Raw genomic sequence first — 19150 nt, forward strand, 5'->3', positions numbered from 1 at the left:
TATAGGAGCGCACTCATGACGTGGAAAGTTCTGGGGACGAACGAGGAAGGCTTCGTGCCGGCCCGTGTCGTCGACTACATCGCCGAATCAGATCGACTAAAGAACACGTTCGTGGATGTCGAACGGGCCAATGAGGTAGGTGGGCTGTTCGACTTCTTCGACCTCCCTTCGGCAGCCTTCGGGGTCACTGCCGTCAACGCGTCCATCTTCGGCCAGGACAACATCACGCGTGCGCCGAATGGCGATCAGTACGTCGCGTACTGGGATGCGCGACGACGTCCGATCGTTGCTCGCCTTGCGGTTGGGCAGCGAACGTGGACGACCTTCGATCTGGGAGACCTCATCGGGAACCCGCTCGCAGCGCCCGTGCCGGACGATGGGCATAACAGCGCTGTCATTGCAGTGGACGGATTGGGCTTCGTCCACTACTTGGCCAACCACCACAACTCGCCTCTTCGGTACGTGCGTTCCACGGCGCCTAATGACATCTCGTCTTGGAAGACGATCACATCGATGGTCGGAACCCAGGAAGCGGTGCTGACATACCCGATCGCGCCCCGGATGCCGAATGGCGATCTGCTGATCTTCTACCGCGACGGGTTCTCTGGAGATGGCGACTGGTACATCAACCGTTACGTCCCCGCCACTGGGGTCTATACGCGCGTCGGCCAACTATTCAAGGGCACGGCTCCCGTTTCGCCGAGCGAATGCGCTTACCCGAACCGGATCGTCGTTGGCGCGGATGGCCGGATCCACATCTTCTACCTCTGGCGTGAGAACGACAGCGAGACGAGCAATCACGACATCAGCTACGTCGTCTCGACAGATGGGGTCAACTGGAAGACAGCAGACGGTGTCGAGATGACACTGCCCATCCGCCCGTCCGACAAGGCGAGCGTTATCCGCGCCGGCTACGCCAATGGGCTGCTGAACCAGACCGGAGCGAGCGTAGATGCGAACGGAGTACCGCACGCGGCATGGTGGCTGACACCCACCCCGGGGAGCGCCGAGCTACACCACTTCTCCTACAGCGAGGGCGAGTGGCACGACGACATCGCGATCACTCTGCCTGTGGCCGCGACGCGACCGGCTGTGTTCTCGTACCAGGAGAAGACGTGGGCGATCTACTCCAAGAACGGTTTCGCGACGTCGCTGAGGCTCGCGCCAACCGTTGGTGAAGAGGTGCGTCTCTTCCCGGTGAATGTGAACCAGTGGGAGTGCGGCTACGACGCCACAGGGAACGGGCGGCTGCGGACGCTGGTCATGCCGGGCGGAACGCGCCTTGAAAGCGTGTGGGGCGGGCTCCTCTCCCTGGATGCAAGCGTCCTGGACGGCTATCCCGCGGGTTCTGTCCTGCCGCGCCCCGCAGTCGCCTCTGCGCCGAGCAAGGCGGCACCTGCGGGCGGGGCGCCGATGACGCCGGGGTACTACTTCACCGCGCCGGGACAGAAGGATGCCACACGAGTGACCGTCGCGCGAGGAAACATCCGAGCTGGCATCCTCACACCCGCTCGCGACTGCGAGGTGGCGCACGCAACGGTGAGGCTAGCTATAGCGGGAGGGACCGGGTCGACCTACAAGATCGCCGTCTACGACGCCTTCTCCCGTACGCTCATCGCATCATCGGCGGAGCAGAGCGGGACCGTGACCGGCGTGATCACAATCCCGATGCGCTTTCGCCTCCTCGGCGGACGGGCGGTCTACGTCGGGGTTGTCGCTCAGGGCGCCGACGTCGCGCCCCAATTCGGGCGCCTGACCGGGCTGAACAACCCGTTCGCGGGGGCGCTCACAGCGAACCAGGCCACGGACGACGTGAACAACTACGTCGGCATCGAGGCGTCGGTCGGTGATGGGCCGCTGCCCGCGACTATCGGGCCGAACCTCACGGGGTCGGTCCCCCTCGTCGGGCTTTATGTCCCCGCTTAGAGGTCGTTGACTGCGGGCGTGATCAGCTCACGGATTGCGGGGGACAGGTACTCCGCATAGGGCTGCGTCACGTGGGTGATGTCGCGTTTGATCGGGAGGGTAGGCGTCGTGGGAGGGCAGAGTCCATCGGTGCAGAAGAGCACTGATGTGTCCACCCACGTGGCGCCTACCTTCTCGGCCGCGGCAGATTCCGCCGCGGCCACGCTGTCCCAGACAGGAGTGACCCGAGATGCGCAGTCAGCAGGACTGTTGGTCGGCGAATAGCATTCCCGAATGTCCTTGTCGGGCGGCGGCGGCGACAGGACGACTGTCGCCCCGGCGTTCTCGTCGGTCTGCGCGAGGATGCTCGCGAGGCCTTCTTCCCATGAAGCTGGGGTGGCCTTCTGGCCTCCGTCGAGTTCGGGCAGCTCGTACGTGTTCGAAACGATCAGGAGCTCGGGCTCGAGTTCGGCGACTGTGTCGATTGCCTTTGCTTTGCGGGTCACACAAGCTTCCATCTTCGACTGTTCGCCGGCCCGCTCGAGGTCGACGAACGGGCAGCCGTACATGCCTTCGATGACAAGTTTCCACTCGCCCTCAGCAACTAGCGGGAGCAGCGATGGCACCCATGCCATCGCGACGCTATCCCCGACGAGTACAGCGGTACGAGCCGCGCCGGGATCGCCCCAGGTGCAGCGGTCTCGAGTTGGCTGCACCAAGTCTCCGCACGAGCCCACGCCTGCGGGGATCATGTCGTTCTCGAGCACATAGTCCAGAGTGGGGTCCGTGTCTGCCCACGAAGTTAGTCGGAGACCTCGGCGCAACTCCTCCTGCACGGCTGCGACCTCGGGGCCGAAGTCGGCGGACTCAGGCGCAGGCGTCTCACTACTGAGCATGTCTCGAGGTACGTAGGGTGCCGCAGTTCCTCGGTCCGGTGTGCTGGCCGTGACTGCTACGAAGACCAGAGGGACGGCGATAATCGCCGCGAGCGCCAGGCTGCCGTAACGATAGGAGGTGCCGAAATCGTGACGCCACTGCGCCCACGCAGAGCGCCTTTTCTCCCGCCTTCCACGCCGGTGGGTCAGGGTGTGTGGTTCCAGTAAAGGGGACCGCTGGATGGGGACTTCGATCAGGTGGTACGAGATGATCGCGAGCGACAGCATGAGAACAACGGCCACGAGGTAGTAGAGGGGCCCGTCGAGCAGGAGCGCGCCGAACACGATCACGGGGAAGTGCCAGAGATACAGCGAGTAAGAGATGTTGCCGACGTAGAAGCTGATCGGATTCGTCAGCGGGAACAGGAAGCGCTGCGGCCCACCCGTCCCGGCTGCAATGACGAGGGCGGTGGACAGGACCGGGAGCAGCGCCCACGGGGCGGGGAACGCTACTGCGTCGTTGATCAGGAAGAGCGATGCGATGATCCCGATCAGGCCCACCCATCCGAGGATGGGGCGCAGGATGTCAGGGATCTTGCCCCACCACGGGGTCGCGATTGCCAGGAGCGCCCCGATGCCGAGCTCCCACGCCCGGCTGAGTGTCGAGAAGTATGCGACCGTCGGGCTTGCCGACGATTCGTACAGCGACCATGCGAACGTCGCAGCCACGATGAGAGCCATGACGAGCCCGGTGATCGTCCGGCTCCGCACCGAGGCGCCCTTGCGGAGCCCGGCGAGGGCTAGCAGCCCGAGCATGAGCCACGGCCAGACGAAGTAGAACTGTTCCTCGACCGACAGCGACCAGAAGTGCTGGAGGGGCGACACGGGCCCATCGGCCTGGAAGTAGTCGGTCCCAGCCGCGGCGAAGTTCCAATTCGACACGAAGAAGAACGAGGCGACGGCATCCCAGAGAGTCTGATTCGCGCGAGCCTGGTTGAAGAGCACGAACCCGAGACCGGCGACCGTGAGCAGCACGGCGGTCGCCGCTGGCACGATGCGCTTCACCCGTCGTCGGTAGAAGCCGACGAACGAGATGGCGCCCGTCTTCTCGTACTCGCGGAGAAGGATCCCTGTGATCAAGAACCCCGAGATTACGAAGAAGACGTCGACTCCGACGAACCCTCCGCTAGGCCAGTGAACGAGGTGGTCGAGGATCACCGCGACAACCGCCACCATTCGGAGGCCTTGGATGTCGGGACGGATGTTTCGCCGAGAGGTGGCGTTCGGAAGATGCTCTGACAGCCAATGCCTACTGAAAATGTGCCCTGACGGCATTCCGACCCCCTGTGAAACGACTGCACGAAGCCTAACGGCCGTGTGTCACGGCGGAGTAACGCGCTGCACCATCGCACGCATATAGTTCAGCCCCCGGCTGGCATCTTCGGATGCTGGTCGGGGGCTCTTCTGCGTGTCCGGGGCGGATGGCACGATGCGGGTATGTCCGACTGGCATCCGATGCTCGCGACCGAGGAGCGCACCCCCGGCGTATGGACGATGGTCGACCCGCACGGCCTCGAGTACGGCCGCGTGGAGATCCGGCGCTCGGGGGAGAGGGTCTTTTACCGTGCGTGGATGCGCGACGCTGAACTGAACCCCTGCCCCACCCTGCGTGATGCGACGATGCTCGTGCACCGTGCGCACCTGGCATCCGTTCAGCCCGGCCCACCGCCCGGAGGGATCTACCCGAACCTCAACGGGAAGTGAGCGGCACCAACTGTGACGACAGCCACGGCGAGAGGGTCCGCGCGAACGTCGTCGTTACGTGGTTGTCGTCGAAGTAGACGACCGCCCCACCGATGACCGCGTGGCAGGAGCCGTCCGTGCACAGCCGTTCCCCGAGAGGCACCACCGTGCCGCCTACCTGCTCGACCGCGTCACGGAGGAAGCTTGGACGCTCAGGCTGGGGCCACGCGCACGGGTCGACCGTCTCCGTCGCGTTCTCCAAGCACACAGAACCTCGCTCACCCTCCGGCATGCCCGGGACATCGGTCAGCATGGCCACCGGAGCCACCGCGGCGATCCGCTCGAGGCGGGGCAGCGCATCCGCCGTCGTGATCCGTTTCGTGTGCGCTCGTGCGGAGAACACCACGAGGTCCAGGTCGTCCCGACCCGTCAACGCCGCTTCTACAGCGGCGCCCCACGACACGCACGCATCGTTGTTTGTCTGCGCGTTCGCATCATCGAAGCTCGCCGGCACCTCGAACCCGGAGCACCCACCCCGACCAATCATGATGAGCTCCCACCCGTTCCGAGTGGCAACGTCGATCATCGGGTCGAGCAGGTGCTGTGCGTGTGAGTCGCCGACGAACGCGACACGACGTGTCGGGTCCGTCGTGTTCCCGAACGAGCACACCGCAACCTCAACGTCAGCGCCGAGGCACGCATCCTTGGCGGCGACGCCCGTCTCCCATGGGATGTCCGTCGCCGCGTACGCCGGGTCGGTGAGGTCGGTCACCGTGTACGGAGAGTCGCAAGCGTTGTCGAGCGCGTAGGCACCGAAGCATCCGCCCGTGTCCTCCACAGCCGATGTGAGCTCAGCGGCGAGACGGTTCTGAGCGCTCGTCGTCACCGTCGATACGAGCAGACCAGCTCCGAGGATCAGCACCATCCCCGCAGCCATGAACCCGTAGGCGCGGCGACGTGAACCGATGATCCCCGAGCTGGATCGGAACGGGTCCTCCACGAACCGTTTCGTCAGCACAGCGAGGCCTACAGAGACGACGAAGATCCCCACACCTGGGACCAGGCCCACCCCGCCGGTCAACGCCGTCCACGCGACGATCAGGGGCCAATGCCACAGGTAGATCGAGTACGACGTGTCACCCACCAGCTGCACTGGACGGAACGCCGACAGCCGCTGCGGCGACACACGGTGACCCGACTCTCCGACGTGCAACAGGGCGACCGTCGCGAGGACCGGCAGCATCGCCGTCCACCCGGGGAACGGGGTGTCCGCGTTGTAGAACAACGCCGCGTACGCGATGCCGGCGACCGCCACCCACCCAGTCACCGTCGCCACGACCCGGCTCCGCGCGTACGCCGGCGCGAACGCCAACAGGCCACCCGCGGCGAACTCCCACGCCCGGGTGGGCGTCACGAAGTACGCCTGCGCCGGGTTCGTCGCCGTCAACCAGACGGAGAACATCAGAGACGCTACGAACACGCCCGCAAACGCCACCAGCAGGGCACCACGGGAGCCGCGCCCCAACCGCCGAGACAACCACAACGCGGCCACCACGATCAGCGGCCACGCGATGTAGAACTGCTCCTCAACCGAAAGGGACCAGTAGTGCTGCACCAGCGACGGAGCATTGTCCGCGCCGAGGTAGTCGATCGCGCTGAACGCGAGCGTCCAGTTCTGCACGTACAGCGCGGCCGACCCGATCTCCGTCAGATTCTGGCCGAGCTGCGCCTGCGGGGCGACCGTCACCGCGAGCACCAGCGACACGATCAGCACAAGGAAAGCCGCCGGCAGGAGACGCCTCACGCGTCGAGCCCAGAAGCGAGACAGAGAGACCGTGCCCGTCCGGGCCACCTCGCCGAGGAGGTGCGCAGTGATCAGGTACCCCGAGATCACGAAGAACACGTCCACGCCGACGTACCCGCCAGGGAGCCTGTTCGGCCACAGGTGGTACGCCACCACCAGGACCACGGCGATCGCTCGCAATCCCTGAATGTCGGGGCGTGGGACACGCGTAGTGGTCGTGGCCGGGCGCGACGCCGTTGCGAGTGTGTCCGTCATCTTCCGATTTCTGCTGGGATTCGACCCCGAGACTATCGGGCGATGTCGCTCAGAACTTGCAGAGCGAGGTGGCTGTGATGTCGCTCCCGAACCTCAGCTCGCAGACAGCGTCGCTGAGTTGCTCCTGCAGAGCCATGTTGCCGGTGAAGATCAGCACGGCGCACACGATCAACGCGAGGAGGATGAGCGAGAGGAGCACGATGACGGCGCTCAGCCGGTTGTCGCGCTTCGGGGTGTGCGTGTCGCTCATAGCAGGAGCATAGTGGCCGGGATGTCCGACCCCAGCGGGATCATCAACCTATGCCTACCCCCGCTCAACTCCTCGACTTCGAGGCACGTCATCCTGGTCACCCGAAGCACAAGGAAGAGGCGATCGAGCGGGAACTCGGCGTGACGGCGGCACGGTACTACCAGTTGCTGGGCCGGGTGATCGATCAGCCCGAGGCGCTCGGACTCGACCCGATGCTGGTGCATCGCCTGCGCCGGCTGCGGGAACGCGCGGACGCTCGACGTCGTGCGGCGCAGAGAGTCGGCTGAGGCTTTGGTGTCAGGGGGCGTCGGGTGCACCGAAGGATGCACGAAGGGGAGCCGATTTCTCGACTCCCCTTATGCTGACTGTGCCCCCGAGCCGATTCGAACGGCCGACCTTTGGTACCGGAAACCAGTGCTCTATCCCCTGAGCTACGGAGGCGTACCGCACGACACTATCATCGCCGCGCGGGCTCCTCGTCCCGAGGGTGCAAGGCTCGCCTAGCCTGGATCCATGACCGCGCATCCGCTCCACAGAGGTGCGCGCGCGCAGCTCGCCGCGCTGGCCGCCGACGTCGCATCCGGGAGCACAGCGGCCGAGATCGAGTACCTCAGCGGCTTGCCGGCGGCGCCCGACGCGCGGTCCGCGGCCGTGCTGATCCTGTTCGGCGTCCTCGACGGCTCACCGAGCGACCGGGAGGCGCAGGCCGCGGCGGTGTCGCGGGACCTCGACGTCCTCCTCCTGTCCCGGGCGGAGACCCTCCGGGCCCACCCCGGCCAGGTCGCCTTCCCCGGAGGACGCGTCGATCCGGAGGATGCCGACGAGGTCGCCGCAGCTCTGCGAGAAGCGCAGGAGGAGACCGGCCTGGATCCGGCCGGGGTCGAGGTGCTCGGCCGGCTCGAGCTGATCCCGCTCGAGCACTCGCGGCACCTGGTCACGCCCGTGGTCGCGTGGTGGCGCGATCCGTCGCCCGTCCGCGTCGTCGACGAGGCGGAGTCGGCGGCCGTGTTCCGAGCCCCGGTGGCAGACCTCCTCGACCCGGCCAATCGGGGCGTCACCGTGCTGCGGACCGAACGAGGCGAGTTCCGCGGGCCGGCCTTCGTGCTGCCCTCGCAGGGGACGGAGCATCTCGTCTGGGGCTTCACGGCGATGGTGCTCGACCGGCTGTTCACCCGACTCGGATGGAACGAAGCCTGGGATCAGGACCGTCTGATCCCGCTCATCCCGCCGACGCGATAGCCGCTTTCTCACGTCGCGAGGGGGAGCGCAAGGCCCCGCCCCGATCGATCCGTCGTCATAGGGTCGAAGGGACGGAAGGAATCCCCATGGCACGCATTCTCCTCATCGGCGGACACGGCAAGATCGCCCTCCTGCTCGAGCCGATCCTCGCCGAGGCCGGTCACCACGTGACCGCGGTCATCCGCAACCCCGACCACGAGAGCGACGTCACCGACGCCGGCGCCACGGCCCTCGTCGCCGACATCGAGCAGCTGACGACCGAGCAGCTCACGAACGTCGTCTCCGGCAACGAGGTCGTCATCTGGTCGGCGGGAGCCGGCGGTGGCAGCGCCGAGCGCACGTACGCGGTCGACCGCGACGCCGCGATCCGCACGATGGATGCCGCGGTGGCAGCCGGCGTCTCGCGGTACCTGATGGTGTCGTACTTCGGCGCAGGGCCCGATCACGGCGTCCCCGAGGACGACGACTTCTTCGCCTACGCCGACGCGAAGTCCGCCGCCGATGAGCACCTCCGCGCGAGCGGTCTCGACGCGACGATCCTCGCGCCGTCGGCACTGACACTCGACGCTCCCACGGGACGCATCGACGTCACCGCGACCGAGGGACGCTCCGTCGCCCGGGCAGATGTCGCCGCGGTGCTCGCCGCTGCTGTCGACGAGCCGGCCACGATCGGACGCACGATCAGCTTCAACTCGGGCGACGTGCCCATCGCCGAGGCCATCCGCGGCTGACGCGACCCCTCAGCCGACCGGCTCGAGCGGCTTCTCGTCACCCGCGACGGTCGTGACGCTCCGCTCGGTGAGGGCGCCCGCGAGGCGCTCGGCGAGGTAGCTGTGGCCGGCATCGGACGGGTGTTTGCGGCCCGCGCCGGCGTCGATGATGTCGGCGTAGTTCGCGGGCGTGATCCAGTTCTCCGCGAGGGGGGAGATATACCACCAGCCTCGTTCGGCGGCCTCTGCCGCGAGGTCGCGGTCGATGCGGGCGGTGCCCTCGTCGACGGGGAACTCGTGGGGCGCGGGCCCGAAGATCACGAACTGCGCGTCGGGGAAGGCCTTCTCGAACCGCGACCAGGTGATGTCGACGTTCTCGCGGTACCCACGGTCGCCCTGGAGGCGGTCGTTGATCGACCCCTGAATGACGACGAGGTCGTAGTCGGCTCCGGGGTCGAGGGAGAGGGCGCGCGTTCCGAAATCGGCGCCGTCACGGCCGGGCTTCATGTAGCCGGAGCCGCGGACACCGTCGACGGTGACGTCCCATCCCTGGAGGTCGCCGAGTTGATAGGCGTAGCCGTCCGTCGGCGTCGTGGCGGCGGAACCGTAGGTCCACGAGTCCCCGAAGACGAGCACGTCGGCTCCCGCGGGCAGCGAGAGCGGCTCGGTGGCCCAGCCCGAGGTGCCCGCGGCGGCGGTGTCGACGGCAGCGCGAGGCGTCCAGGGCTGCCAGGCGGACACGGCGACGACAGCGGCAACCCCCACGGCGAGAACCCCGATGCCCCACGTCCGCGATCGGCGTTCAGAGGTCATGCGACGAGGGTAAGCGATTCCTGACCCGCTCGGCGCCGCGACCTCTCCCACGTGAAAGGATTGCCCGGTGCAGCGCGTCGTCCGAGCCGAACTCGACCTCGACATCGAGGGCCCTCTCGACCTGATCCTGGCCGTGACGATCGCGGCCGGCACCGCGGCGCAGCGCGAGTCGTTCTCGCTCACGCAGAACGGCGTGGCGCTGCGGCCGGCGGAGATGATCGATGCCGTCGGCACCCGGCTGCACCGCGTCAGTGCCCGGCCCGGCCCGGTGCTGGTGAGGTACGAGGCCACCGTCGACACGTCCGCTCCCGCGCCTCCGGCGACCGACCTTGAATCCGCTGTATACCTGCGGCCCAGCCGGTACGCGCCCTCGGATGCCGTGTTCTCCCACGCCCGGCGCCAGTTCTCCGGACTTCGCGGCGCCGACCTGCTGAACGCCGTGGAGCGCTACGTGTTCGAGAGCGTCACCTACTCTCCGGGACTCTCGCAGGGCACCGACTCCGCCCTGACGACGCTCACGACGGGGCAGGGGGTCTGCCGCGACTACGCGCACCTGGTCATCGCACTGCTCCGCGCCATGGACGTTCCGGCGCGGTACGTCGCCTGCTACGCCCCCGGACTCGTCCCGATGGATTTCCACGCGGTCGCGGAAGCGTACGTCGACGGTGCATGGCGCGTCGTCGATGCCACGCGCCTGTCGAATCGCCGCGGGCTGGTGCGCATCGCGACGGGGCGGGATGCCGCGGACTGCGCCTTCCTCAGTTACTACGGCGGCAACCTGGCGCTGCCGCACATGGTGGTCGACGCCGCCGTCCTGGGCGATCCCGGGCCGACCGCCGCGGCATCCGATCCCGCTGCGGACGATCGCGACGCTCTCGTCTCGATCTGCTGAGGAGCCGCTCGGGGCATCGCCCCCGTTGCGCACGGCAGCCACCTAGGGTGGGGGGATCAGTACAGACCCGGGGGACGATGTGAGAACCGCAGACGACGAACTCCGGAAGGCGATCATCGAGGGCTACGGCGTCCTCACCGGTGCACCGGAGCCCGACTTGGAAGGCCTGGTCCGGCTGGCGGCGAACATCTGCGATGTTCCGACGGCCGTCATCAACATCATCGACGATCGCTTCCAGCATCAGGTCGCGGCGATCGGGATGGAGCCCGCGATCTGCTCCCGGGAGGACTCGATGTGCGCGGTCGTGTTCCGCGAGCCCGGTCACACCGTCATCCGCGATGTCACCCTCGATCCGCGATTCGCCGAGAACCCGTTCGTGACCGGGGAGATCGGCAAGGTCCGGTTCTATGCCTCGAGCCCACTGGTCACCCCGGTCGGTGTGCCCATCGGCACCATCTGCGTCTTCGACGACCGCCCGCGCGACCTCTCCGACGACGGCAGCGATGCGCTCGCTCTGATCGCGCATCAGATCGTCGACGTGCTCGAGCTGCGCCGGATGACCCGCGAGCTCGAGGAGTCCAACGAGCAGCTGGAGAGCTTCGCCGCTCAGGTCGCCCACGACCTGAGGAACCCGCTCACCGCCCTGGCCGGCTACATCGAGCTCGCGGCAGAGGTGCCCCAGGTCGCCGAGCTGCCGGCCGCTTCGCGCGCGCTGGCGCGGGCCGAGTCGGTCGCCGACCGCATGTCGGCGATGATCGCGCGACTGCTCGACTACGCCCGCGTGGGCGGCGCACCGGTGCGGCCGAAGTCGGTCGACATCGGCCCCCTCGTGACCTCGACGATGGAGGATCTCCGGAGCGCGGGCGCCGACGGCGGGGCGGAAGTCCTGGTCACCGCCGACACGACCGTGCGCGGAGACCCCACCCTGCTCAGCGTGCTCGTACAGAATCTCGTCGGCAACGCGGTGAAGTTCGCGGGTGCCGCAGGCGGTTCGCCCCGCGTGGAGGTGCGGATCGAGTCTCTGATCGGCGGCGGTGCCCGCCTCACCGTCGGCGACAACGGGCCCGGCGTGCCTGAAGCCGAGCGGGAACTCGTCTTCGAGCCCCTCGAGCGCGGCTCGCAGACCGACATCCCCGGTTTCGGCATCGGACTGTCGACCTGTCAGCGCGTCGTGGAGGCGCATGGCGGCCGCATCGGGATCGACCGGTCGCCCCTCGGGGGAGCGCTGGTCTGGGCGGTGTTCCCGGCCTGAGTTCGGGCGCCGGAAGGCCCCACGTAGACTGGGAGGGCTATGGATCCTGAAGCCCTCTCCGCCGCCCTGCTCGCCGCCGTCGCCCCCTTGGCCGAGGCGCGACGCCCGGGCGCGAGCGCCGGGCTGACCGCCGCCGACTTCCCGGTCGAGCGGCCGAAGAACCGCGACCACGGCGATTGGGCCTCCAACGCCGCGCTCAAGCTGGCGAAGGCGATCGGGGCCAATCCCCGTGAGTTCGCCGCCGAGGTCGCCCAGGCGCTCACCGCCACGGCCGGGATCGCCTCCGTCGAGGTCGCCGGTCCGGGCTTCATCAACATCCGCCTCGACGCGGCCGCCGCCGGTGCTCTCGCGAAGACCATCGTCGAGGCCGGCGCGGCTTTCGGTGCGAACCGCTCGCAGGCGGGCAACTCGATCAACCTCGAATTCGTCAGCGCGAACCCGACCGGCCCGATGCACATCGGTCACACCCGGTGGGCCGCCCTCGGCGACGCCATCGCGCGACTGCTGCTGGCGAGCGGCGCGACGCTCGTCCGCGAGTTCTACGTCAACGACGCCGGTGCGCAGATGGAGCGGTTCGGGCGTTCGGTACTGGCCGCGATCGCCTCTCAGCCGACCCCGGAGGACGGGTATCCCGGCGCCTACATCGACGACCTCGCCGACCGCGTGAAGGCGGCCGAGCCCGGCATCCTCGATCGTCCTGAGGCCGAGCAGATCGAGATCGCCCGCGACCGTGCCTACGCGCTCCAGCTGGCCGACCTGCAGGCGTCCCTCGAAGCGTTCAACGTGCACTTCGACGTCTTCTTCAGTGAGCGCACGCTGCACGCGCCGGGCGCCGACGGGCGTCCGAGCCTCGTCGACGAGGCCGTCGACCGTCTTCGCGCGCAGGGCCACGTGTTCGACGCCGAGGGTGCGGTCTGGGTGCGGACCACCGACTTCGGCGACGACAAAGACCGCGTCATCCGCCGGTCCAACGGCGAATACACATACTTCGCCGCCGACGCCGCCTACTACTTGAACAAGGGCGACCGCGGCTTCGCGCACAAGATCTACCTCCTCGGAGCAGACCACCACGGCTACGTCCACCGCCTGAAGGCGCTCGCCGGCGCGGCGGGGGACGATCCGGACAAGGACATCGAGGTGCTCATCGGGCAGCTCGTTTCGATCAACGGCGCCCGGCTGTCCAAGCGCGCCGGCAACATCATCGAGCTCGATGACCTGCGCGAATGGCTCGGCACCGACGCGCTGCGCTACTCGCTCGCCCGGTACCCCGCCGACTCGCCGCTGACCCTCGATCCCGAGATCCTGCAGAAGCGCACGAACGACAACCCGGTGTTCTACGTGCAGTACGCCCACGCGCGCACGCACAACGTCGCCCGCAACGCGGCCGACTCGGGCGTCGCCCGCGACGCGTTCGCTCCGGAGCTTCTGACGCACGAGACGGAGTCCGCACTCCTCGGCGCTCTGCAGGAGTTCCCGAGGCTCGTGGCCTTCGCCGCCGAGCTCCGCGAGCCTCACCGCATCGCCCGGTACCTCGAGGAGCTCGCGAGCCTGTATCACCGCTGGTACGACTCGTGCCGTGTCACTCCGCTCGGCGATGAAGAGGTCACGGACGTGCACCGCACCCGCCTCTGGCTCAACGACGCCACCGGACAGGTGCTTCGCAACGGGCTCGATCTGCTCGGCGTCAGCGCGCCCGAACGGATGTGACATGACGACGGCAGCGGCGCCACGACGGTCCCGTCGCGCAGTGGCGTGGATCGTGGTCGCCGTGCTCCTCGCCGTCGGCCTCCCCGTCGCGGGCGAGGTCGCCGCACGGATCATCGCGCCGCAGCTCATCCGAGACCGCATCGTCCAGAACCTCGGGCTCGCGGCCGACACGCAGATCGACGTGGAGATCCCCGCACCCCTTCTCCTGCCGCTGGTCGTCGTGGGGCAGCTTCCCGAGCTGCGGCTGAGCGCGCAGGACGTCGAGCTCGACGGATTCACGGGCGACGTAGAGGTCGTCGCCCAGGATGTGCCCATGTACCGGGACGCGGACTGGAGCGACGCGGACGCGACCGTCGTCCTCGACGAGACGCAGACGCGCGCTCTGCTGTCTCGCGTCGAGGGCTTCCCGGCAGATGCCTTCGCGCTGGATCCGCCGGAGATCGCGCTCGACACCCAGTTCGCGGTCTTCGGCGTGGAAGTCCCCGTCGGTGTGCGGCTGTCGGCCGAAGCGTCGGAGGGTCGCATCCTGCTCTCGCCGACGAGCTTCCGGCTCGCTGGCGCCGATGTCTCTGCCGACGCGCTCCGACAGCAGCTCGGCCCGCTCGCGGGATCTTTCGTCGAGGACTGGCCGGTCTGCGTCGCCGGCTATCTTCCCGCAGCCATGCGCCTGGAAGATGTCGCCATCGAGGACCGCGGCGTCGTCGCCTCCTTCGAGATCGACAGCTCGATCCTGAACGATCCGGCCGCGCAGGCCGCCGGGGCGTGCGCCGACGCCTCGTAGCGTCACCGGACTGGGGGCCGCGGCCACGGTGCCCTAGACTGTGGGCACTGTCGGGGCGTGGCCGCACCGCCCGACGTACCCGTCCCCACTTTCGATTGGTGCCCCTGCGTGTCCACCACCTCCGACCGCCCCGCCGTGCCCGAGTGGCTCGTGCCGCCGGACGATGCGAATGCGCTCGCGGAGAACGTCTGGCCGACCGGGGCGTCACGTGATGAGGCGGGATCGATCGTCTTCGGCGGCGTCTCGGCGACCGAGCTCGCCGAGCGATTCGGCACGCCGCTCTACGTCGTCGACGAAGACCTCGTCCGCGCCCGCGCGCGCGAGGTGAGGACCGCGTTCCAGGATGCCGCGGCCCGTCATGGCGGCACCGCACGGGTCTACTACGCCGGCAAGGCGTTCCTGACGACCGACGTCGTGCGGTGGGTCACGGCGGAAGGCCTCAGACTCGACGTCGCCAGCGGCGGCGAGCTCGCCGTCGCCCTCGCCGCCGGCGCCGACCCGGCTCGCCTCGGACTTCACGGCAACAACAAGCTCGTCCCCGAGATCGCCCGCGCCGTGCGCGTCGGTGTCGGCTCGATCGTCATCGACTCGCTCATCGAGATCGAGCGGATCGCCGACGAGGCCGCCGCGCAGGGCGTCGTCCAGACCGTCCTCGTCCGGGTCAACAGCGGCGTCCACGCCGAGACGCACGACTTCCTCGCGACCGCTCACGAAGACCAGAAGTTCGGCTTCGCCCTGACGGATGCCGAGGCGGCGGTCGCCCGCATCCGTGAGTTGCCGTCGCTCCGCTTCGCCGGCCTCCACTGCCACATCGGCTCGCAGATCTTCGGTACCGCCGGGTTCGCCGAGTCTGCGGCGCGCGTCGTCGAACTGCATGCTCGTCTCCGCGAGGGTGGTGACGTGCCGCTCTTGAACCTGGGCGGCGGCTTCGGCATCGCCTACACGTCGAAGGACGACCCGACCCCCATCGCCGAGCTCGCCGACGGCATCGTCGCGGCGGTCTCGCGCGAGTGCGAGAGCCGCGGCATCCCCCTCCCCGAGCTCGCCTTCGAACCGGGCCGCACCATCGTCGGCCGCGCCGGCGTAACCCTGTACAGCGTCGGCACGGTGAAGCCCGTGCGCGTCTCGGACGACCTCGAGCGCCTCTACGTGAGCGTCGACGGCGGTATGAGCGACAACGCCCGGACGGCGCTCTACGGCGCGGATTACACGGCACGCGTCGCCGGCCGTCGGAGCGACGCCCAGCCCGCGCTGACGCGTGTCGTCGGCCGCCACTGCGAAGCGGGCGACATCGTCGTCTCCGCCGAGTACCTTCCGGCGGATGTCGAGCCGGGCGACCTGCTCGCCGTCGCCGCCACCGGGGCCTATTGCTTCTCGCTCGCGAGCAACTACAACTACCTGACCCGTCCACCCGTCATCGCCGTCGGCGGCGGTACCGCGCGGCTGATCGTCCGCGGCGAGGACGAGAACGACCTGCTGGCGCGCGACCTCGGCGTCGCACCGGCCTCATCCCGCACCCCCGAGGAGTCCGCATGATCGAACCCCGTCGCCTTCGCGTCGCCCTGCTCGGAGCCGGCGCTGTCGGCTCTCAGGTCGCGCGGCTGATGCTCTCCCACGCCGATGAACTCGCCGATCGCTCGGGTGCACCGCTCGACCTGGTCGGGATCGCCGTGCGCGACCTCGAGGCGCCGCGCGAGGGCGATCTGCCGAGCCACCTGCTGACCACGGATGCCGACACGCTCATCGCCGGAGCCGACATCGTCATCGAGGTCACCGGCGGCCTCGAGCCCGCCCGCACGCGCATCCTCGACGCCCTGGCATCGGGGGCCGACGTGGTGACCGCGAACAAGGCCCTGCTCGCCACGCACGGGGCGGAGATCTTCGACGCCGCCGAGCGCGTCGGCGCGACCGTCGCCTACGAGGCTGCCGTCGCCGGCGCGATCCCGATCATCCGCCCGCTCCGCGATTCCCTCGCCGGCGACCGCGTGCTCCGCATCATGGGCATCGTCAACGGCACCACCAATTACATCCTCGACCGGATGGACCGCGAAGGGCTCGGGTTCGACGAGGTGCTCGCCGAGGCGCAGCGACTCGGCTATGCCGAGGCCGATCCGACGGCCGACGTCGAGGGCTACGACGCGGCGCAGAAGGCGGCGATCCTGGCGAGCCTCGCCTTCCACACGTCGGTGCCCCTCGACGCGGTCCACCGCGAGGGCATCACCTCGATCGACGCCGGCATCATCGACGCCGCCCGTTCGGCGGGGTACGTCGTCAAGCTCCTCGCCGTCTGCGAACGCCTCGTCGGCCAGGCCGACGCGGGCCCCGCCGGCGAGGCCATCTCGGTGCGGGTCTACCCTGCGCTCGTGCCGCGCGACCACCCACTGGCATCCGTCCGCGGCGCGAACAACGCCGTCTTCGTCGAGGCCGAGGCCGCCGGCGACCTGATGTTCTACGGTGCCGGCGCCGGCGGCGTGCAGACCGCCTCGGCCGTGCTCGGCGACGTCGTCTCCGCCGCACGCCGTCACGTCGCCGGCGGACCGGGCGTGGGGGAGTCGACGCGCGCGAACCTCCCGATCGTGCCGATCGGCCGCATCTCGACGAGCTGCCAGATCACCCTCGAAGTCGACGACCAGCCGGGCGTCCTGGCATCCGTCGCCGGCATCCTCAGCGACGGGAACGTGTCGATCGCGACCGTCGAACAGACCACCTCCGCCGGCGACGCCGTCGCCGGAGACGAGGGCGCCGTGGCGCACCTCGTCATCGGAACCCACACCGCCCGAGAGCAGGACCTTTCCGACACCGTCGAACGACTCGCCGCGACTCCCGCGGTGCGTCGTGTGGTGTCCGTCCTGCGCGTAGAAGGAGACTGACTGACATGGCACACGTCTGGCGCGGAGTCCTCCGCGAATTCGCCGATCGACTCGGCGTCACCGATGCCTCGACCGTGGTGAGCCTCGGTGAAGGCGGCACGCCGCTCATCCGGGCCGCGTCGCTGTCACAGATCACGGGCGCCGACGTCTACGTCAAGTTCGAGGGCATGAACCCGACCGGATCGTTCAAGGACCGCGGAATGACCGTCGCCCTCTCACGGGCCGTCGAGCACGGCGCCGAGGCGGTCATCTGCGCGTCGACGGGCAACACGTCGGCATCCGCCGCCGCCTACGCCGCCCACGCGGGCATCACCGCGGCCGTCCTCGTTCCGGAGGGCAAGATCGCCATGGGCAAGCTCAGCCAGGCCGTCGCCCACAACGGCACGCTGATCCAGATCCGCGGCAACTTCGACGACTGCCTCGAGATCGCCCGCGAGCTCGCGACCGGATACAAGGTGCACCTCGTCAACTCGGTCAACCCCGACCGCATCGAGGGTCAGAAGACCGCCGCCTACGAGGTCGTCAGCCAGCTCGGCGATGCCCCCGACTTCCACTTCATCCCCGTCGGCAACGCCGGCAACTACACCGCCTACTCCCGTGGCTATCGCGAAGAGGCCGAGCGCGGGGTGTCGACCCGCGTGCCCCGCATGTTCGGCTTCCAGGCCGAGGGCTCCGCGCCGCTCGTCCGCGGAGAGGTCGTCAAGAACCCCGAGACGATCGCCTCCGCGATTCGCATCGGCAACCCCGCGTCGTGGGAGCTGGCCCTCGAGGCGCAGTCGGCGACCGACGGATGGTTCGGGGCGATCGACGACGAGCGCATCCTCGCCGCGCAGAAGCTCCTCGCCGGGACGGTCGGCGTCTTCGTCGAGCCGGCCTCCGCGATCAGCGTCGCCGGCCTGCTCGACCGCGCCGAGGCGGGCGTCATCCCCGCCGGCGCGAAGGTCGTCCTCACGGTGACCGGCCACGGTCTCAAGGATCCGCAGTGGGCGCTTCGCAATCCCGACGGCACGCAGATCGAGCCGCTCGTCGTCGACGCCGCGACCAGCGAGGTCGCATCGGCCCTCGACCTCACCCCCGTCCAGGGATGACGTCGCCGGGTCGCAGCGTCACCGTCCGGGTGCCGGCGACGAGCGCGAACCTCGGCCCGGGCTTCGACACCCTCGGCCTGGCGCTGAGCGTGCACGACGACCTGACCGTCACCGAGCTCGCCGGCCCCGGCCTCGAGATCGAGGTGACCGGCGAGGGCGCCGCGGACGTTCCCACGGATGCCTCGCACCTGGTCGTCCGCTCGATGGCGTATGCCTTCGAGGCGAGCGGACGGCCGATGCCCGGCATCCGGTTGACGGCCCACAACACGATCCCGCACGGACGCGGCATGGGCTCGTCGGGCGCCGCGGTCGTCGCGGGCCTCCTCGCCGCGAAGGGCCTGCTCGCCGGTGACGTGGAGCTCGGCCCCGAGACGCTGCTGCGGTGGGCGACCGAGCTCGAAGGCCATCCCGACAACGTCGCTCCGGCGCTGTTCGGCGGCCTCACGATCGCCTGGATGGACGAGACCGGGCCGCAGCACAAGAAGCTCGCGGTGCACCGAGGGGTCTCTCCGCTCGTCTTCGTGCCCGAGTTCACGATGTCGACCTCGGTCGCACGTGGCCTCGCGCCGCTGCAGGTCACCCGCGAGGACGCGGTCTTCAACGTGTCGCGCTCGGCCCTGCTGATCGCGGCGCTGACGCAGAGCCCCGAGCTGCTGATGGCTGCCACCGAGGACAAGCTGCACCAGTCCTACCGCGCTGAGGCCATGCCCGAGACCGACAAGCTCGTGAGGGGCCTGCGCGCTGCGGGGTACGCCGCAGTCGTCTCGGGCGCCGGCCCGAGCGTGCTCGTGCTCGCCGACGGACCGGGGCGCCGCCTCGACGCCGTCGAGCACGCGCAGACGCTCACCGACACGCGCTGGTCACCGCTCCTCCTGGCCGTCGATGTCCTGGGTGGTACAGTGAGAGGCAACGCGGAGGATGCCACGTAGTCACGTGAATCTGCCCTCCATCGCAATCTGCGAAGCA

The 19150-nt window shown here is 68.8% G+C and carries 17 protein-coding genes and 1 tRNA gene; 13 read left to right on the top strand and 5 right to left on the bottom strand.

Annotated features, from left to right (window positions below; genetic code table 11):
• Positions 1-15 precede the first annotated feature (15 nt).
• Positions 16-1926 (top strand): BNR repeat-containing protein, encoded by a 1911-nt coding sequence (locus ACJJV7_RS06965; protein WP_405373452.1) that lies wholly within the window; start codon positions 16-18, stop codon positions 1924-1926.
• Here the strand turns inward: ACJJV7_RS06965 and ACJJV7_RS06970 are convergent.
• On the bottom strand, positions 1923-4115 hold the full coding sequence (locus ACJJV7_RS06970) for an acyltransferase family protein (protein ID WP_405373454.1): 2193 nt from the start codon (positions 4113-4115) through the stop codon (positions 1923-1925). The two genes, ACJJV7_RS06965 and ACJJV7_RS06970, sit on opposite strands and share 4 nt — an antisense overlap.
• Positions 4116-4277: 162 nt before the next feature.
• Between ACJJV7_RS06970 and ACJJV7_RS06975 the strand changes: the two genes are divergently transcribed.
• Positions 4278-4544, top strand: a complete 267-nt coding sequence (locus ACJJV7_RS06975; RefSeq protein ID WP_405373456.1) for a hypothetical protein — start codon at positions 4278-4280, stop codon at positions 4542-4544.
• Here ACJJV7_RS06975 and ACJJV7_RS06980 read toward each other — a convergent pair.
• Positions 4531-6507 carry an acyltransferase family protein gene (locus ACJJV7_RS06980; RefSeq protein WP_405373458.1) on the bottom strand — a complete coding sequence of 659 codons (1977 nt, stop codon included), beginning with the start codon at positions 6505-6507 and terminating at the stop codon, positions 4531-4533. The genes ACJJV7_RS06975 and ACJJV7_RS06980 overlap by 14 nt on opposite strands.
• 124 nt (positions 6508-6631) lie before the next feature.
• A complete protein-coding gene (locus ACJJV7_RS06985; protein ID WP_405373460.1) occupies positions 6632-6832 on the bottom strand; it encodes a hypothetical protein in 201 nt (66 codons plus the stop codon).
• Positions 6833-6882: 50 nt separating this feature from the next.
• Here ACJJV7_RS06985 and ACJJV7_RS06990 point away from each other — a divergent pair, with 50 nt between their 5' ends.
• On the top strand, positions 6883-7119 hold the full coding sequence (locus ACJJV7_RS06990) for a DUF3263 domain-containing protein (RefSeq protein ID WP_405373462.1): 237 nt from the start codon (positions 6883-6885) through the stop codon (positions 7117-7119).
• An 81-nt stretch (positions 7120-7200) separates the two neighbouring features.
• On the opposite strand, the gene ACJJV7_RS06995 is transcribed toward ACJJV7_RS06990, so the two are convergent.
• Positions 7201-7273 (bottom strand) — tRNA-Arg (locus ACJJV7_RS06995).
• A gap of 72 nt (positions 7274-7345) precedes the next feature.
• Here ACJJV7_RS06995 and ACJJV7_RS07000 point away from each other — a divergent pair.
• Together ACJJV7_RS07000 and ACJJV7_RS07005 are read left to right on the top strand one after the other, a co-directional pair.
• Positions 7346-8071, top strand: coding sequence for an NUDIX hydrolase (locus ACJJV7_RS07000; protein ID WP_405373464.1), 726 nt, complete (start codon positions 7346-7348; stop codon positions 8069-8071).
• A gap of 86 nt (positions 8072-8157) precedes the next feature.
• Positions 8158-8802, top strand: a complete 645-nt coding sequence (locus ACJJV7_RS07005) for an SDR family oxidoreductase (RefSeq protein WP_405373465.1) — start codon at positions 8158-8160, stop codon at positions 8800-8802.
• Positions 8803-8811: 9 nt separating this feature from the next.
• Here the strand turns inward: ACJJV7_RS07005 and ACJJV7_RS07010 are convergent, their stop codons facing one another.
• Complete coding sequence (locus ACJJV7_RS07010) at positions 8812-9594, bottom strand: SGNH/GDSL hydrolase family protein (protein WP_405373467.1); 783 nt, start codon at positions 9592-9594, stop codon at positions 8812-8814.
• A gap of 67 nt (positions 9595-9661) precedes the next feature.
• Here ACJJV7_RS07010 and ACJJV7_RS07015 point away from each other — a divergent pair, with 67 nt between their 5' ends.
• From ACJJV7_RS07015 to thrB, 8 genes are all read left to right on the top strand, one after another.
• A complete protein-coding gene (locus ACJJV7_RS07015; RefSeq protein WP_405373469.1) occupies positions 9662-10486 on the top strand; it encodes a transglutaminase family protein in 825 nt (274 codons plus the stop codon).
• Positions 10487-10565: 79 nt separating this feature from the next.
• Complete coding sequence (locus ACJJV7_RS07020; RefSeq protein WP_405373471.1) at positions 10566-11738, top strand: ATP-binding protein; 1173 nt, start codon at positions 10566-10568, stop codon at positions 11736-11738.
• A gap of 39 nt (positions 11739-11777) precedes the next feature.
• Complete coding sequence (gene argS, locus ACJJV7_RS07025) at positions 11778-13445, top strand: arginine--tRNA ligase (protein ID WP_405373473.1); 1668 nt, start codon at positions 11778-11780, stop codon at positions 13443-13445.
• A gap of 1 nt (position 13446) precedes the next feature.
• Complete coding sequence (locus ACJJV7_RS07030; RefSeq protein ID WP_405373475.1) at positions 13447-14226, top strand: LmeA family phospholipid-binding protein; 780 nt, start codon at positions 13447-13449, stop codon at positions 14224-14226.
• Positions 14227-14334: 108 nt separating this feature from the next.
• Positions 14335-15762, top strand: coding sequence for a diaminopimelate decarboxylase (gene lysA / locus ACJJV7_RS07035; RefSeq protein WP_405373477.1), 1428 nt, complete (start codon positions 14335-14337; stop codon positions 15760-15762).
• Positions 15759-17096 carry a homoserine dehydrogenase gene (locus tag ACJJV7_RS07040; protein ID WP_405373479.1) on the top strand — a complete coding sequence of 446 codons (1338 nt, stop codon included), beginning with the start codon at positions 15759-15761 and terminating at the stop codon, positions 17094-17096. Before lysA ends, ACJJV7_RS07040 begins: the two co-directional genes overlap by 4 nt.
• A gap of 5 nt (positions 17097-17101) precedes the next feature.
• Positions 17102-18184 (top strand): threonine synthase, encoded by a 1083-nt coding sequence (gene thrC, locus ACJJV7_RS07045; RefSeq protein WP_405373481.1) that lies wholly within the window; start codon positions 17102-17104, stop codon positions 18182-18184.
• The gene (thrB, locus tag ACJJV7_RS07050) at positions 18181-19113 is read left to right on the top strand and encodes a homoserine kinase (RefSeq protein WP_405373483.1); all 933 of its coding nucleotides are present in this window, start codon (positions 18181-18183) and stop codon (positions 19111-19113) included. The genes thrC and thrB overlap by 4 nt, the downstream gene beginning before the upstream one ends.
• The last annotated feature ends 37 nt before the right edge of the window (positions 19114-19150 follow it).

Source organism: Microbacterium sp. Ld4, from assembly GCF_045066555.1.
In the GTDB taxonomy this organism is placed as follows: domain Bacteria; phylum Actinomycetota; class Actinomycetes; order Actinomycetales; family Microbacteriaceae; genus Microbacterium.

Coding starts and splice junctions, on each gene's coding strand:
- ACJJV7_RS06965 (WP_405373452.1), top strand. CDS start 16: ATGACGTGGAAAGTTCTGGGGACGAACGAGGAAGGCTTCGTGCCGGCC.
- ACJJV7_RS06970 (WP_405373454.1), bottom strand. CDS start 4,115: ATGCCGTCAGGGCACATTTTCAGTAGGCATTGGCTGTCAGAGCATCTT.
- ACJJV7_RS06975 (WP_405373456.1), top strand. CDS start 4,278: ATGTCCGACTGGCATCCGATGCTCGCGACCGAGGAGCGCACCCCCGGC.
- ACJJV7_RS06985 (WP_405373460.1), bottom strand. CDS start 6,832: ATGAGCGACACGCACACCCCGAAGCGCGACAACCGGCTGAGCGCCGTC.
- ACJJV7_RS06990 (WP_405373462.1), top strand. CDS start 6,883: ATGCCTACCCCCGCTCAACTCCTCGACTTCGAGGCACGTCATCCTGGT.
- ACJJV7_RS07000 (WP_405373464.1), top strand. CDS start 7,346: ATGACCGCGCATCCGCTCCACAGAGGTGCGCGCGCGCAGCTCGCCGCG.
- ACJJV7_RS07005 (WP_405373465.1), top strand. CDS start 8,158: ATGGCACGCATTCTCCTCATCGGCGGACACGGCAAGATCGCCCTCCTG.
- ACJJV7_RS07010 (WP_405373467.1), bottom strand. CDS start 9,594: ATGACCTCTGAACGCCGATCGCGGACGTGGGGCATCGGGGTTCTCGCC.
- argS (WP_405373473.1), top strand. CDS start 11,778: ATGGATCCTGAAGCCCTCTCCGCCGCCCTGCTCGCCGCCGTCGCCCCC.
- ACJJV7_RS07030 (WP_405373475.1), top strand. CDS start 13,447: ATGACGACGGCAGCGGCGCCACGACGGTCCCGTCGCGCAGTGGCGTGG.
- ACJJV7_RS07040 (WP_405373479.1), top strand. CDS start 15,759: ATGATCGAACCCCGTCGCCTTCGCGTCGCCCTGCTCGGAGCCGGCGCT.
- thrC (WP_405373481.1), top strand. CDS start 17,102: ATGGCACACGTCTGGCGCGGAGTCCTCCGCGAATTCGCCGATCGACTC.
- thrB (WP_405373483.1), top strand. CDS start 18,181: ATGACGTCGCCGGGTCGCAGCGTCACCGTCCGGGTGCCGGCGACGAGC.